Annotated in this window: 12 protein-coding genes; 2 read left to right on the top strand and 10 right to left on the bottom strand. The window is 56.8% G+C overall.

Annotated elements, in window-relative coordinates; translation table 11 throughout:
• Positions 1 to 17: 17 nt before the first annotated feature.
• Together ACQE2I_RS06935 and ACQE2I_RS06930 are read right to left on the bottom strand one after the other, a co-directional pair.
• Positions 18 to 668 (bottom strand): HAD family hydrolase, encoded by a 651-nt coding sequence (locus tag ACQE2I_RS06935; protein ID WP_427030772.1) that lies wholly within the window; start codon positions 666 to 668, stop codon positions 18 to 20.
• A 39-nt stretch (positions 669 to 707) separates the two neighbouring features.
• Positions 708 to 1,649 carry an RluA family pseudouridine synthase gene (locus ACQE2I_RS06930; protein WP_427030771.1) on the bottom strand — a complete coding sequence of 314 codons (942 nt, stop codon included), beginning with the start codon at positions 1,647 to 1,649 and terminating at the stop codon, positions 708 to 710.
• A gap of 719 nt (positions 1,650 to 2,368) precedes the next feature.
• Here ACQE2I_RS06930 and rne point away from each other — a divergent pair.
• Positions 2,369 to 5,608 (top strand): ribonuclease E, encoded by a 3,240-nt coding sequence (rne, locus tag ACQE2I_RS06925; protein ID WP_427030769.1) that lies wholly within the window; start codon positions 2,369 to 2,371, stop codon positions 5,606 to 5,608.
• Positions 5,609 to 5,689: 81 nt separating this feature from the next.
• On the opposite strand, the gene murB is transcribed toward rne, so the two are convergent.
• The 7 genes from murB to ACQE2I_RS06890 form a co-directional block, all read right to left on the bottom strand.
• Positions 5,690 to 6,733 carry a UDP-N-acetylmuramate dehydrogenase gene (gene murB / locus ACQE2I_RS06920; RefSeq protein WP_427030768.1) on the bottom strand — a complete coding sequence of 348 codons (1,044 nt, stop codon included), beginning with the start codon at positions 6,731 to 6,733 and terminating at the stop codon, positions 5,690 to 5,692.
• A 13-nt stretch (positions 6,734 to 6,746) separates the two neighbouring features.
• The gene (locus tag ACQE2I_RS06915) at positions 6,747 to 7,211 is read right to left on the bottom strand and encodes a low molecular weight protein-tyrosine-phosphatase (protein WP_427030767.1); all 465 of its coding nucleotides are present in this window, start codon (positions 7,209 to 7,211) and stop codon (positions 6,747 to 6,749) included.
• A gap of 75 nt (positions 7,212 to 7,286) precedes the next feature.
• A complete protein-coding gene (gene kdsB, locus ACQE2I_RS06910) occupies positions 7,287 to 8,048 on the bottom strand; it encodes a 3-deoxy-manno-octulosonate cytidylyltransferase (RefSeq protein ID WP_427030766.1) in 762 nt (253 codons plus the stop codon).
• Positions 8,048 to 8,293 carry a Trm112 family protein gene (locus ACQE2I_RS06905; RefSeq protein ID WP_427030765.1) on the bottom strand — a complete coding sequence of 82 codons (246 nt, stop codon included), beginning with the start codon at positions 8,291 to 8,293 and terminating at the stop codon, positions 8,048 to 8,050. The genes kdsB and ACQE2I_RS06905 overlap by 1 nt, the downstream gene beginning before the upstream one ends.
• A gap of 13 nt (positions 8,294 to 8,306) precedes the next feature.
• A complete protein-coding gene (lpxK, locus tag ACQE2I_RS06900; RefSeq protein ID WP_427030763.1) occupies positions 8,307 to 9,305 on the bottom strand; it encodes a tetraacyldisaccharide 4'-kinase in 999 nt (332 codons plus the stop codon).
• Complete coding sequence (gene msbA, locus ACQE2I_RS06895; RefSeq protein ID WP_427030762.1) at positions 9,302 to 11,038, bottom strand: lipid A export permease/ATP-binding protein MsbA; 1,737 nt, start codon at positions 11,036 to 11,038, stop codon at positions 9,302 to 9,304. The genes lpxK and msbA overlap by 4 nt, the downstream gene beginning before the upstream one ends.
• Positions 11,039 to 11,094: 56 nt before the next feature.
• Positions 11,095 to 13,410 (bottom strand): DNA internalization-related competence protein ComEC/Rec2, encoded by a 2,316-nt coding sequence (locus tag ACQE2I_RS06890; protein WP_427030761.1) that lies wholly within the window; start codon positions 13,408 to 13,410, stop codon positions 11,095 to 11,097.
• Between the two features lie 106 nt (positions 13,411 to 13,516).
• Between ACQE2I_RS06890 and ACQE2I_RS06885 the strand changes: the two genes are divergently transcribed.
• Positions 13,517 to 14,068 (top strand): DUF2062 domain-containing protein, encoded by a 552-nt coding sequence (locus tag ACQE2I_RS06885; protein WP_427030759.1) that lies wholly within the window; start codon positions 13,517 to 13,519, stop codon positions 14,066 to 14,068.
• A 7-nt stretch (positions 14,069 to 14,075) separates the two neighbouring features.
• Here ACQE2I_RS06885 and ACQE2I_RS06880 read toward each other — a convergent pair whose 3' ends face one another.
• Positions 14,076 to 14,783, bottom strand: coding sequence for an ABC transporter ATP-binding protein (locus tag ACQE2I_RS06880; protein WP_427030758.1), 708 nt, complete (start codon positions 14,781 to 14,783; stop codon positions 14,076 to 14,078).
• Positions 14,784 to 14,796: the final 13 nt, after the last annotated feature.

Genomic DNA, 14,796 nt, shown 5'->3' with positions numbered 1-14,796 from the left:
ATATAGAGGCAGGCAAATCAACCATTCAACCCATCAAAAAGCTCGTCGACGCTATGGGCTACCCACTTGGGCCGGCTTAGCGCCAAACGCTCCGGCGTGTGAACGCCGTAGGTTACGCCGACGCGATCCATTCCAATCGCCCGCGCCATTTCAAGATCGTACTCTGTATCGCCGACCATCACCGCGCGCTCGACGGGCACTTTAAGCTCCGCCAACAGCTCAGACAGCATCTGCGGGTGCGGCTTGGAACGCGTTTCATCTGCCGTGCGACTGGCGTGAAACCAGCCACCGCTACTGGTCTCGGCAAAAATGCGATCCAGCCCGCGCCGGCTTTTGCCTGTCGCTACCGCTAGTTGCTGCTGCACGTTCTCACGCAGACGCGCTAACCGAGCTTCCACGCCCGAGAAAAACGCCATCGGCGTGGCGTCAGCCTGCACAAAGTGGTGTGCGTAACGCTCGCGAAGCCGTTCGGCCTGAGCGGGCAAAATACCCGGGCAGAGCTGGGCGATCGCCTCAGGCAGACCCAGGCCAATGATATCTTCCACCTCAGCCGCAGAAAGCACGCCCCACTCAGCTTCAATAGCGGCGGCCTGCATGCACGACACAATACGCGGCACGGAGTCCATCAAGGTGCCATCCCAATCAAATATAATCAGCTCGTACTGCATGGCAGCTCCTTATTGAGAGGTAGATAAGTGAAAGGCCGTTTATCGGCGGGCGCGCTTAAGCGCCTCTTCCAAGGCTTCTGGCAGCGGCGCCTTGACGGTGACCGGGCGGCCGTTACCAGGCTCTGGAAAAGTCAGCGCACGGGCATGCAGAAAAAGCCGCCCCAACCCTAGCTGCTTAGTGAGAAAACCGCTTTCGCGGGTAGCGTATTTGTCGTCGCCTAACAGCGCATGGCCCGCATGGGCGGCATGCACACGAATTTGATGAGTTCGCCCGGTGACCGGCTCGGCTTCAATCAGGGTGACTTTTTCAAACGTTTCGACCACAGAGAAGTGGGTGCGCGACACTTTTCCGTTGGGATCGACGCGCACACGGCGTTCTCCATTACCCGCATCAAAACGATCCAAACGCGCGCTTTCGTAGGTTTTACGCGCCGGCCAACGCCCGCTGACCAGCGCTAAATAGCGCTTATCCATGCCGTGCTTTTTCAGCGACTCGTTGAGCGTCACCAGCGCATCGCGAGACTTGGCCAGCAGCAAGCAGCCCGAGGTATCGCGATCCAAGCGATGAACCAGCTCTAGGAAGCTCAAGTCATCGCGTACCTGACGTAGCGCTTCGATCAAGCCAATTTTAACCCCGCTGCCACCGTGCACCGCTAAGCCTGAGGGCTTATTAAGCACCATCCAATCGGGGCCTTCCATAATAACGCTGCCCACCAACACATCACGCAGGTTATCGCTGACTTCTTTAACTGCTTCGCGAGGCGCCAAACGCAGCGGTGGGACGCGGACTAAATCGCCAGCCTGTAAGCGGTAGTCAACCTTTACCCGCTTTTTATTAACGCGCACTTCGCCTTTACGCACGATGCGGTAGATCAGCGCGCGTGGCGCACCCTTAAGACGCGTCATAAGAAAATTATCAATTCGCTGCCCAGCCTGTTCCGGGGCGATATCCACCCACTGTACTTCACGCCCTTCGGACATTACCGCTTACTCCTGCTCTGCTATGACGCCAAAAACGGCATTCTAGCGTAGACCCAGGGGCATTGCGTCAATTGCTGGTCGTTGTCTTTACTGTTATATTCCAAGTTGTTCACCAGTTAAGCGCAGAAAGCTTCCTTGTCTAGCGCTAGTGACTAGCTGATTCATAGCTAATTGATTAAATTTGCTAGCAAAGAGCATCACCGCTGAGCTTGGTTAATGCGCCTGCCCGACTAACACGCAGGCCTGAACACAAAACGGCTCCAGTGTACGCATTGGTCGTTTTTCCAGTATTAAAAAACTGATCTTAAAAATGCAGTAACTCTGCCGCCCGTTTTATGCTGGCAGATGAAACTCAGCCTAGCCCTCAACGGCAGGCAGTAACTAAACAACGCCACGTCCTGAGCAGCCCCTCCTTATTCGTCACAAGGCGCTGGTTGGCTCCGGGCGAAAAGTTCAACGCTGTGCCGGTGGCCGGCGTTGGTGAATCGATGAATGCCAGGTGTTGGCGGTGTCAGCAGGGCCGGATGGACGTGACAGTCACCGGAATACGTCCTGCCTCCGCCACGTACTCAACGCCCTATTGGCCGGGTTGGCGATGACGCCTTCCCGGCTTGACGCGTCAGCATAGCAATGCGCCGAGCACAAGCACGCAGCACCCAGCGGTTCGCCTACGTCACCCCATAGGCAGTTCGCCGGCACGCAACGCTATGCGAGACACTATGAAACGGATGCTTATCAATGCGACCCAGCCCGAAGAGCTGCGTGTCGCCTTAGTTGATGGACAACGCCTGTACGATTTAGATATCGAATCCGGCGCTCGAGAACAGAAAAAAGCCAATATCTATCGCGGCAAAATCACCCGCGTAGAGCCCTCCCTGGAAGCCGCCTTTGTTGACTACGGCGCTGATCGACACGGTTTTTTGCCCCTCAAAGAGATCTCCAAAGAGTACTTTGTAAAAAACGTTTCCGGGCGTCCAAGCATTAAAGAAGTACTCAAAGAGGGCCAAGAGGTCATCGTTCAGGTCGATAAAGAGGAGCGTGGCAATAAAGGCGCCGCGCTAACCACTTTTGTTAGCCTAGCGGGTCGCTTTTTGGTATTAATGCCCAACAACCCGCGTGCGGGTGGCATTTCTCGCCGTATCGAAGGCGACGAGCGCAGCCAGCTCAAAGATGCCATGGGCCAACTGACAGTACCCGATAAAATGGGGCTGATCGTGCGCACCGCAGGCATTGGTCGTAACCCGGAAGAGTTACAGTGGGATCTGGACTACTTGGTTCAGGTGTGGGAATCCATCACCACTGAAGCTGCCAAGCGCCCTGCTCCGTTCCTGATTTACCGTGAATCCAACGTCATCATCCGCGCCATGCGCGATTACCTGCGCCAAGATATCGGCGAAGTATTGATCGACAGCCCCGAGATTCACGCCGAAGCGCTGAGTTTTATTCGCCAGGTCATGCCTTCTTATCAGCAGAAGATTAAACTCTACGCCGATGAAGTACCGCTGTTCTCGCGCTTCCAGATCGAATCGCAAATCGAAACCGCCTACCAGCGTGAAGTGAAGCTACCTTCGGGTGGCTCGATTGTGATTGATCACACCGAGGCGTTGGTCTCTATTGATATCAACTCCGCCCGCGCTACTCGCGGCAGCGATATCGAAGAGACTGCTCTACAGACCAACTCTGAAGCCGCTGATGAGATCGCCCGTCAGCTACGCTTGCGCGATATCGGCGGCTTGGTGGTTATCGACTTTATCGACATGGGGCCGGCGCGCAACCAGCGTGAAGTTGAAAACCGCATGCGCGACGCGCTTAAATTAGACCGCGCACGGGTACAGATTGGCCGCATCTCACGCTTCGGCCTGATGGAGATGTCCCGTCAGCGTCTGCGCCCCTCGCTGGGTGAAACCAGCGGTGTGGTTTGCCCGCGCTGTAATGGCCAGGGCACCATTCGCGATGTGCGCTCGCTGTCGCTCTCCATCATGCGCCTGATCGAAGAAGAGGCCATGAAAGAGAACAGCGCGCAGATTCGCGCCATTCTGCCGGTACCGGTGGCCACGTACCTGCTCAATGAAAAACGCAGCGTGCTGGCGGATCTTGAGTCTCGTCAGAATGTTCGCGTCGTACTGCTGCCCAACCCTGAAATGGATACGCCCCACTACGACGTTCAGCGCCTGCGCGACGACCATCTGGACGAGGATGACACCCAAAGCCTATCGAGCTTTGAACTCTCGACCGAAACCGAAGTGGGCAAAGAGCCGACGCCCAGCTTTGTGCCACCCGCCATGCGGGCAGAAGCAGCGGTTAAAAGCGTCACCCACAATGCGCCCGCCCCCGCTTCGTTGCAAACCGAAGAAAAAGCGCCTGCTGCCCCAGTTCCTGCGACCATGGCAGCACCGGCGACCAGCGAGCAGCCCAGCGTGATTGGTCGCTTTATCCGTGGCTTCGCTAAATTATTGGGTAGCGATGAAAGCGCCGCCGAAGCGACGCCAGCACCGAAGGCTGAAACGCCTGCACCACGCAGGACAAGCGAGCGCAAAACCACCCAGCGTAACAGCGATTCACGGCAGAAATCGTCACGCGGTGAGCGCGGCGATAACGCCAGCCGTAACGAGTCGCGCAGTGCCAGAACTGAACCGAAAGCTGAACCGAAAGCTGAACCGAAAGCCGAGCAGCGTAGCAGCACTCCCCGCGCCAACAGTGATGAGAGCAGCGACAAGCGCAGCGGCCCCAGTCGTACCCGCAACCGCCGTCGTCACCCTCGTCAAGAGGAGGCCAATGGACAAGATGGAGCCAACAAGGCGCCTCGTAAAGAAGCCCAGGTTGACCGCTCTGCCAATGATAGCTCCAGCAAGGACAACTCGATCAAAGAGAGTTCTAAGGAGAGCCCTAAAGATAGCTCTAAAGATAGCTCTAAAGAGAGCAATAGCAACAAAGCCGCAACGCAGAAAGAGTCGCGTCGCGACAAGCAGAATGATGAAACGGCGAAACCGGATGACGGCACGCCGAAGCGTACGCGCAACAACCCGCGTAATCGCACCCGCACCCAGGCGATCAACCCCCAGGCAGAAGCTGAGCAGTTAAAACTGCAGGCTGAAGCGCCCGCTGAAGCGCCAGAAGCCGCGGCACAGCCAAGCGAAACGACTACTGTGGAAAGCCCGACGACTGAAGCACCTGTTGCCAAGTCAGTGGCTGTTGAAAACGTTGCGCCAAACGCTGAGGCTACTCAGCCAGACGCGGTGGAAACGCCAATAGCAGCTGAAACGACTATCACAACTGAGAGCACCACTGAAGCTGCCAGCACTGCTGACCGGTCCACGCAGACAAACGCCAAAGCGCGCAAGTCGACCCACCAGCGCAGGCAGTCCAAAGCGGTCCTGGCTGAAGAGGCTGACACCACCGAGCAGAAAACGGCCGCTGTGACACCGGCAGAGCCCGTAGCAGAACCGGTAGCAGAAGCCGGCAACGAGCCTGCGCCGGCCATTGAAACGGCTGATACAAGCGAGGTTACCCCTTCGCAAGGCGAGGACAAGCCAGTGCCGTCCGAAGCTCAGCCTGAATCGGCAGAAGCGAACGTAGCCATTCAGTCAGAAGTTCAACCGGAAGTTCAACCAGCGAGTGCTAGCGAACCGTCAAAAGCAAGTGACGATGCGCCAGCCCCTGCAACCGATAGCGACCGGCCCGCCTGCGCAGAGCCTTCGATCGCTGCTGATGCCGATCAAAGCAGCAACGAGCGCCAGCCCGACGCGACACCTGAAGCGGATAAGCCACAAGCAGCTGCTAGCGAGGCACCAACCGAGCCCCAAGCGAGTCCTTCGATTGAAGAGCCGCAGGCTGTTGAGCCAGTAGCCAGTGAAGCGCCTATTGAAGATGAAGCCCCGAAACCGCGCCGCCGTACCCGGGCTCACAATGACCCGCGTGAAAAGCGTAAACAGGCGCAGCAAGACACACGCGCCGAGTAAGACCGGGCGCATGTTGCAACAGCAAAATCCCCGCTTCAGCGGGGATTTTGCGTTATGGCGAAAGCAAAACGGTGAGCAGTGTTATGGATTGATGAACCGCGGCTCTGGCTCAAGGCGAACGCCGAAGCGAGCCTCAACCTGGGAGGCGATATTATTGGCGGTTTTGGTAAGCCCCTGGCGATCTCCACCACCAAAGTGAACCAGCACCAGCGCTTGATGCTGGTGTACGCCAAAAGCGCCATCGCGCATACCCTTTAAGCCACATTGATCAATCAACCAGCCTGCCGCGAGCTTGGTCTGCCCTTTTGGGTATGGAAAATGCGGCATTTTAGGATGCGCTTTTAATAGTTGCGCAGCCAAAGTATCGCTGACAATGGGGTTTTTAAAGAAACTCCCCGCATTAGCAAGCACCTGAGGGTCGGGCAGCTTCTCGCGGCGAATGGCACATACCGCATCGGCGACCTCAAGCGGTGTGGGTGAGCTGGTTAATCGCTGGGACAAGTCGCCATAGCCCAATTTCGCTGCCGGCGTGCGCGATAGGCGCAACACCAACTGAGTAATCACCACCTTATCGGCCAACTCACCTTTAAACACACTGTCACGGTAACCGAAGGCGCACTGCTGAGTGTTTAACCATTCAACACGGCCTGAGGCAAGCTCCATGATTTGCACCGCCTGCAGCGTATCGGCAAGTTCAACACCATAGGCACCAATATTCTGCACCGGCGCTGCCCCACAACTACCGGGAATCAGTGCTAGATTCTCGATGCCCCAGAGCCCGCGAACGGCAGTCGCCATGACCAAGGCGTGCCAATTAACGCCCGCGCCCACACTGACATATACCTGCTCCTGATGTGGTTGCTGCTGATGCCCGGTGGGTCGGCTTAGCCACCACTGATTCAACGCAGGCTGGACGACTAAACCCGGCAACTGTTCAGGCAGCAGTACGTTGCTACCACCACCTAACAGCGTGACTGGCCACCCCTGAAGGCGCGCATGTGCTAGGACAGCGCGTAGCGCTGACACTGTGCGCGGCGCCGAAAAGCATTCGGCTTGGCAAGGCAGTTGCAGTGTATTGGCGGTCGTTAAATCGACGTTGCTAAGAATATTCATCAACTTAGCCATCCCATCAGCACCATCAGAGCTCACGCTTAAGGTGTTGAATCAGCCCTTCTGATGCTGCTTCGATCATATTCAGGGCGCTCTCAAAACCCTCTTCACCGCCATAGTAAGGATCGGGGACTTCGCCACCCGGGGTACCGGCAAACGCCAGAAAAAGCCCCACATGAGCCTGGCTATGAGAGGGTTTCATAGCACGCATAGCGCGTAAGTTGTCTTGATCCATGCCCAGCACATAGTCGAAATCACTGAAATCCTGCACGCTCAACTGGCGAGCGCGCAGGCTACTTAAATCGATACCGCGGCTGAGTGCTGCCTGCTGCGCCCTTGAATCCGGCGCTTTGCCCACATGCCAATCACCCACGCCGCACGAGTCAATTTCAACCTTATCGGCGATGCCAGCCCGCTCAAGAGCACGGCGGAAAACACCTTCTGCAGTAGGTGAACGACAAATATTGCCAAGACACACAAATAACACTTTCACCAAAGCTCTCCTTAACGGCTGGGCTTAATCCGTAGCCCCCGAACCCGCGCTATGCCGGCAGCGCCCTAACCCGCTCTATGTTAACAGCGCCCGAACCCGCGCTAGATCCTCAGCCGTATCGACACCGGCGGGATTTACTTCACAGGCTAAGGCCACTTGAATAATATGGCCGTTCTGCAGTGCGCGCAGCTGTTCAAGCTGTTCGAGCTGCTCAAGGCTTGAGGCTGGCCAATCGCGGTAAGCGGCTAAAAAGCTTGCGCGGTAGGCGTATAGGCCGATATGGCGTAGCCAAGCATCCGTCGCCAGTAGCGTGGGCGGCTCCTTGAATTGGTCACGATCCCAGGGGATTGGTGCCCGGGAAAAGTACAGCGCTCGACCCTGAAGCGTGCGCACCACCTTAACCGCATTGGGGTTGAACAGCGTTGCGACATCGTTAATCGGTTCAGCCAACGTGGCGATTGAAGCATCCTGGTCTTCAGCCAAGCGGAGGGCCACTTGGTCAATCAGCGCGGGGGGAATTAACGGCTCGTCGCCCTGCACATTGACCAGCAGCGCGTCATCCGCCAACGTCAAGATATCAGCCACTTCGGCCAAGCGGTCGGTGCCTGAAGGGTGATCAGCGCGGGTCATGATCACTTCGGCACCGTATGGCAGCATGGCATCGCCAATGCGGGCATCATCGGTGGCGACAACCACGCGACTTGCATGGCTTTGACAGGCGCGCCGCCAAACATGGGCGACCATCGGCTCCCCGGCAATTTCAAGCAATGGTTTACCCGGTAGCCGAGTAGAGCCATAGCGTGCAGGCACGACAACCGTAAATTCAGGAAAAGCCATTAAGCGCCTCCGGCATGTCCTGGAGTATGCCCCGGTGTGCGGCCCGAAGAGCGTCCTGAAGAACTATGCAGTTTCTCATCAGCATCCATGACACGCGCCTCTTCAGGCAACATCACCGGAATGCCCTCTTGAATGGGATAGGCCAAGCCATCGTAGTGACAGCGCAGCTCTTGAGCCTCGCGATCATACTTCAGCTTACCGTTACACAACGGGCAGACCAGCATTGCCAGCAGTTCCTTATCCATGCGCGTATCTCCTTTAGGAAAGTGCCGACAGCCGTGCTGCCAGCCAGTGCTCAAATTCGGATGGAAGCGTGGCTTCCACATCTAATACCCAGCTATTGGCCGGCGCTATGGCGTAGCACTTAACAGCGTCTTTGGCGGTCATAATAACGGGGCGCGTATCATTAAAGCTTAGCGCGTCAGCGCTATATTGCTGGTGATCAGCGAGCGGGTGCCAGTCGCCTTCAACCCCCAAACAGGTCAACGTACGAAAAAAGCGCTCAGGATGGCCAATACCCGCCACCGCATGCACCGGCAACGCAAACGGCAATGGCGTTAACGGCAAGCGAGCGCCATCTTCAAGGCGGCGCCAGCACAATGGGGCTAACTGCATAGTAGTGGCAGAAGCGACCGGCAGCGTCCGCTGGCAGTCACCATTGACGATCACCGCATCCACCCGCTGCAGGCGGCTGGGCGATTCGCGTAACGGCCCAGCGGGCAGGCAGCGACCATTGCCTAGCCCGCGAGCGCCATCGATAACCACTAGTTCAATATCCCGGGCCAGTGCCAAGTGCTGCAAACCATCGTCGCTAAGGATTATATCGCAGCCCGCCGCCACCAATGCCTGGGCACCCCGCACGCGCTGGGGGTCTGCCACCACCGGCAACCCCGTTTGTTGTGCCAGCATCAGCGGTTCATCGCCACTCTCGGCAACGTTGGTGCTGGCGGTGACGAATAATGGATAATGCTGCGTTTTTCCGCCATAACCGCGGCTAACAATTCCCGGCGACCAACCTTGGGCCACCAGCCAACTGGCTAACCACGCCACCAGCGGCGACTTCCCGGTGCCACCTAAGGTAATATTGCCCACTACGATAACCGGTACTGCTGCCTTCCAGGCGTCTTTTTTCCCGCTACGGTAGGCGTTTTCACGCCGCGCCATGCCCCACTGATACAGCGCGCCCAACGGAACCAACGGCGATAACCAACGACTGCCTTGATAAGCGCCCTTCAGCCAGCGCTGTGCCAGCGTCATAGCGCCTCTTGGAACTGTAGCTGATGCAGTGCTGCATAAGCACCATTGGCATCCAGCAGCTCTTGGTGAGGCCCTTCTTCAATAATGCGCCCTTGGTCCATCACCACAATTCGGTCGGCCCGTTCAATGGTAGAAAGGCGATGGGCAATCACCAGCGTGGTACGCCCTTCACAGACCCGCTCCAGGGCTTTTTGAATATACCGCTCAGACTCAGTGTCCAGCGCTGAAGTAGCCTCATCCAGCACCAGCAGCGGCGCATCTTTGAAGATCGCGCGGGCAATTGCCAGCCGCTGGCGTTGGCCACCTGAGAGCATCACGCCGTTTTCGCCCACGATAGTGGCATAGCTATTGGGAAGCTTATCGATAAACTCATGGGCATAGGCGGCTTCGGCAGCGGCTTTGATGGCTTGAAGGTCCGCATTTTCCACGCCATAAGCAATATTATCGGCAATAGAGGCATTAAATAGCGTCACCTGCTGCGACACCAAGGCAATTTGTTGGCGCAGCGGCCCAAGCGCGTACTCATCAATATTAATGCCATCGATGCTGATACTACCTTCGCTGGGTCGATAAAAGCGCGGCAGCAGGCTGACCAGCGTTGATTTACCACTCCCCGAGCGACCTACAATAGCGACTAACTCTCCCGGCGCTAAGCGCAGATTGATGTTATGCAGCACTTCAGGCTGTTCCTCTGCATAGCGAAAGCTAACATTCTCGATCACCACATCACCGCTTAAACGGCTGGCAACGTGCTTGCCATTATTCTGTTCGGGCGTCATGTCCAGCAGCCCAAAGAGTTCAGACGCTGCCGCCAGCCCCTTCTGAATTTCACCGTTAATCTCGGTTAATTGGCGCACCGGTTTAATCATCAGCGCCGCGGCGGTGATAAAGGCGACAAATTCACCGGGCGTCATGTTCTCCATCAGCGAGGGCGCCATAGCCAGCCAGACCAGTATGGCCATGGAGATCGCTACCAGCATCAGAATTACCGGGGAGCTGACGGCCCGGGTCATGGCCTCCTTCATGCTCTGGCGGCGGTTCTCTTCACTCACCCGCTTAAAACGCTGCTTTTCATACTCTTCAGCGCCGTGGGTACGCACCACGTGGTACCCCGATAGCGCTTCCGAGGCAATATGAGTCACATCGCCCATGGAGTTTTGAATGCGCTTGGAGATACGTCTAAAGCGTTTACTGACATAGCTCACCACCACGGCAATAATCGGCGTCACAGCTAAAAACAGCAGCGTTAACATCCAGTTGGTCCAGAGCAAATAAAGCACCAAGCCTATTACGAACAGCCCTTCGCGCAGAATAATCGTCACGGCTTTAGTGGCGGCCCCGGCCACTTGCTCAACGTGATACGTCACCCTTGATACCAACTGACCGCTGGAGTGGTGGTCAAAAAAGCGGCCAGGCAGGTGCAGCAGATGGGCAAATACATCGCAGCGCAGGGTATGAATCACATAGCGCCCCACATAAGCCATGAAATAGGTACTTAAAAAAGTACCTAAGCCCCTGGCAGAAAACATAATAATCACAAACAGCGGTAGAAATAGCCGAAAGGCCGCATCCGGATTTTGAATGCCATCAATTAGGCGCTTCATCATTTCCGCCAGCGCGGTACTTGACGCGGCGTACACCACAAAACCCACCACCGCCAACAAAAACGCCCGCCAATGCGGCTTTACATAACCCAACAACCGCTTGTAGATACCCCAACTTGAATCAGTCACACGCGCTCCTGGCAATAGTGTGCAGTGCGCTGAATTCTACCTTATGGCGGCGTGCTTCAACACCGGTTGCGTCGTCCTGTCAGTTGGCGCGTGGTTTTAACGTTAATCGGCTGAGCCACGTCGAGCCAAAAACGCAGCGCGCCGTCATGAGCCGTGCTCCATAGGCAGCTGCCTTGCTGACGAAAACGTCGCACGACGGAATCGACCGGATGCTGAAAGGGGTTATTTCGCCCGGCGCTAAAAATAACCTGCTCAGGCGCGCTGCGGCGAACAAACTGGATACCCGAGCTAGTGCCGCTACCGTGATGCCCCGCCACAAGAACTGAAACAGGTGAGTCAATGTCGCGCAAAAAGCGTCTTTCTATCTGCGTACTCACATCGCCGGTGATCAGCAGTCGCTGTTCACCAACGCTCACCTCTAACACGCAGGAACGATCATTCGCCGAAAGCGTATTATCCCCCGCTGGCGGCCATAAGAAGCGATAGCTTATGCCATCACGCTGCCACTCTTGACCGCGCTGGCAGGCAACGCTTGAAATGGGCAGCGTCTCACCTGCTGGGGCTATCCACTGGCCGACCCGATGATCATTTTTCAAAGCGCTAATGCCTCCCGCATGGTCATTATCGGCGTGGCTAACGATCACCTGATCAAACTGCTGACCCGGCGACCATAGGGTTTCTAACGGCATAAAGCCACCACGAAATCGCGGTCCGGTATCGTACAAAAGGCGGTAATTTTCGCTGCGCAGCTCGATTAACTGCCCCTGCCCCACATCGTACACGCTCACTTTGAGCGCATCCGGGGAAGTCGATGACGAAAGCGACCACCACGGCAGCGCTACCATCAGGGCAGTGGCAGCAAATCGCAGCCCCGGTAGCACTGCAGGTAATCCCCAGCATAACGACAGCAGTAACAGTGCGAAGGCGAGCGGATGCGTTAACGGCCGGTCAGGTTCCCACAATGGCCAGTGCTGAACGGCAAGCGTCAGCAACAGTTGGAAAACGCTAAGCGCCTGTTCAAACAGCCACCACACCGCCTCTCCCACCAGGGGAATAGGTGACAGCAGCCAGCCCAACAGCGCCGTGGGCACCATCACCGAGCTTACCCAGGGCACGGCGACTAAATTGATCAGCGGCGCCGCTGGTGCCACGCGACCAAAGGCGACGAGCACAGCAGCGGCCATCAGAGGTGCTAACAACAACTGTGATCTAACCAGCGCCCAGCACCAACCTTTTATTCCGACAGGCCGCTTTCGTCCCTGCCAAATAATGATTAACCACGCTACCGCCAGAAACGATAACCACATACCTGGGCGCCATAACGCCAGTGGATCAACTATTAGTACCAGCGCGAGTGCCAGCCACCACGCTTGCCAGGGTCCAGGCGCATGGCGCCCGCTGAGCACCCACAGCCCAATCAGCGTCATCACCATCGCCCGCATGGCCGGTGGCGCCATTCCGGCAAGCGCGGCATAGCCTACGCATGCAGCCGCCGCTGACCACCACGGCCAAGTGCGCATCCGCCAGTTGGTAGGCGTGGTTAATCGGGCAACCAGCCTGGCCAACAGCAACACAAACGACGCCACCAGCCCCACATGCAGCCCGGAAATCACCACCAAGTGTGTTGTGCCCGTTGCATTGAGCAGTGACCAATCGTCTTGGGTTAACTGCTCGCTATCACCCAGTGTCAATGCCGCCAACCAACGTTTTGTTTGCTCTTCAAGCGTCTGGCGAGCTAAAAAATCCAGCCCAAACTGACGAAGCGAAGGGCCAGCCGAGGATAACCGAGCGGGAGATGGGTCTTGGCGCAGGTAACCGGTGGCGTGAATACCTTCGCGCCATAGCCACTGTTCATAGTCGAAGGTATCAGGGTTGGTAAAGCCACTGGGTGGACGTAGCCGCAGCGTCAACTGCCACTGCTCGCCGGGCTTAAACACATCGTCGCTATAAGCGGTGACGCGTACCTTACCAAGCGCTGAACAGCTGGGGCGTTGGGGTGGGTTAGTGGAAGCGCTATTTGAAGGGCTATTCGAAGAGCTACTTGAATAGCGGTGGCAGTTGTTAACGGCCAGCAGCAGACGCGTTGCGTCGCCCACCGGCTGAGCAGTCAAAATAGTCGCCTCAACGGCAATATCTTCACCGCTTAACCCTGCCGGTAAGCGGCTTGACCATTCACGTTGAACGCCTGCAAACACCCACAGGCCAATCAACAGCCAAATACTTAAGCGGGGCCGCCAAGCTAATAGCAGTAACGCGGCCACCATCACGCCACCATACGCGTTTGAGGTTAACCCAGAGGCGTGGCTATACCACGCCAGCAACCCTCCCATGAGCGCCGCTATAGCGGCTGGCATAGCGACCCCTAACCGCATAGCCCCTCCTGGCGAATGTGCGTTGATGGCCTAAGCCTACTCTATATAGCCGAAGGGTAGCTCTATATGGATAATGGGCTACATCGATAGGTAAAGAGTATCCGTCATGCCGCGCCGGTTCCTGCAGCGCTACATGCCCAAACCCGACACTATCAGGAAACAGCGCTCGCTTCGCTTTATGGCGCCGCTAATTGCCGATCCGGGGTTGTGGCTTTTAACACGCCGAAGCGTTGCCAATGCGTTTAGCGTGGGCGTATTTTGCGCCATGCTGCCCATCCCTTTGCAGATGGTGGTCGCGGCGCTGGGCGCTCGTCTAACCCGCTGCAACTTAGCCCTATCCGTGGGCTTGGTATGGATCACTAACCCATTAACCATGCCACTGATCTTTTACGGTAACTACTGGCTTGGCACCGTTATACTGGGCAAGCCCGTGCGGGAAGCCCCTTCGCGTATTTCGACGCGCTGGATAGCCGAACAGATGCACGATATCATGCCGCCACTGATCGTCGGCTCGCTGGTGACGGCGGTTATCCTGGCGATTGTGGTTAATATCGGTATTCGCCTGATCTGGCGCTGGCATGTCTCTCACCATTGGAAACGCCGCCGCCTAAAACGTCGGCAGCGGCGTGCGCAGATTGAAGCAGAGTTTGATAATTGAGCGTTAATTAAACGGCTGGTGCCTGCTCTACCAACTTACCGGCATCGAGTTTAAGCACTCGGTCTTGATGGGCGGCAAGGCTTACATCGTGGGTGACGATCACGAATGCACAGGCGCTCTCTTTAGCCAGTTCATCCATTAAGGCCAAAATCGTCGCCGCCGTGGTTTGATCCAGGTTGCCAGTGGGCTCATCCATTAACACCAGACTAGGATCGGTGACCAGCGCACGTGCAATCGCTACGCGTTGGCGCTCCCCGCCCGAAAGCTCCCCAGGTTTATGATCCGCCCGTGGCTGCATGCCAACCCGGGCAAGAATCTGCATTGCCCGCTGTTCGGCCGCCTTTTTTGATTGTCCGCGAATAATCAACGGCAAAGCAGCGTTTTCAAGTGCGGTGAATTCAGCCAACAGGTGGTGAAACTGGTAGACAAAACCAATGTAGCGATTACGAAAGCTGCCCAGCGCCGCTTCATTTAAGCCTGACAGCGGCTCACCGGCGATCACCACACAGCCCTCGCTTGGGCGATCAAGCCCGCCCAGCAGATTCAGTAGCGTTGTCTTACCGGAACCCGAGCTGCCAACGATGGCGACACGCTCGCCAGCGCGCACCTGCAGGTTCAGCTTATCCAGCACCGTTAGGTCTTGCGGACCTTCGCTATAGGTTCGCGTTAACGCCTGGCAATCGAGCATGATGGCGGCTTGTTGCGGTGTTTCCATGGGCATACTCACT

This window comes from Halomonas sp. H2 (assembly GCF_050215315.1).
In the GTDB taxonomy this organism is placed as follows: Bacteria; Pseudomonadota; Gammaproteobacteria; order Pseudomonadales; family Halomonadaceae; genus Vreelandella.
This window is presented reverse-complemented; position numbering and strand designations above follow the sequence as displayed.

Coding starts and splice junctions, on each gene's coding strand:
- kdsB (WP_427030766.1), bottom strand. CDS start 8,048: ATGGCTTTTCCTGAATTTACGGTTGTCGTGCCTGCACGCTATGGCTCT.
- murB (WP_427030768.1), bottom strand. CDS start 6,733: ATGGCTAAGTTGATGAATATTCTTAGCAACGTCGATTTAACGACCGCC.
- ACQE2I_RS06930 (WP_427030771.1), bottom strand. CDS start 1,649: ATGTCCGAAGGGCGTGAAGTACAGTGGGTGGATATCGCCCCGGAACAG.
- ACQE2I_RS06935 (WP_427030772.1), bottom strand. CDS start 668: ATGCAGTACGAGCTGATTATATTTGATTGGGATGGCACCTTGATGGAC.
- ACQE2I_RS06890 (WP_427030761.1), bottom strand. CDS start 13,410: ATGCGGTTAGGGGTCGCTATGCCAGCCGCTATAGCGGCGCTCATGGGA.
- rne (WP_427030769.1), top strand. CDS start 2,369: ATGAAACGGATGCTTATCAATGCGACCCAGCCCGAAGAGCTGCGTGTC.
- ACQE2I_RS06885 (WP_427030759.1), top strand. CDS start 13,517: ATGCCGCGCCGGTTCCTGCAGCGCTACATGCCCAAACCCGACACTATC.
- ACQE2I_RS06905 (WP_427030765.1), bottom strand. CDS start 8,293: ATGGATAAGGAACTGCTGGCAATGCTGGTCTGCCCGTTGTGTAACGGT.
- ACQE2I_RS06880 (WP_427030758.1), bottom strand. CDS start 14,783: ATGGAAACACCGCAACAAGCCGCCATCATGCTCGATTGCCAGGCGTTA.
- lpxK (WP_427030763.1), bottom strand. CDS start 9,305: ATGACGCTGGCACAGCGCTGGCTGAAGGGCGCTTATCAAGGCAGTCGT.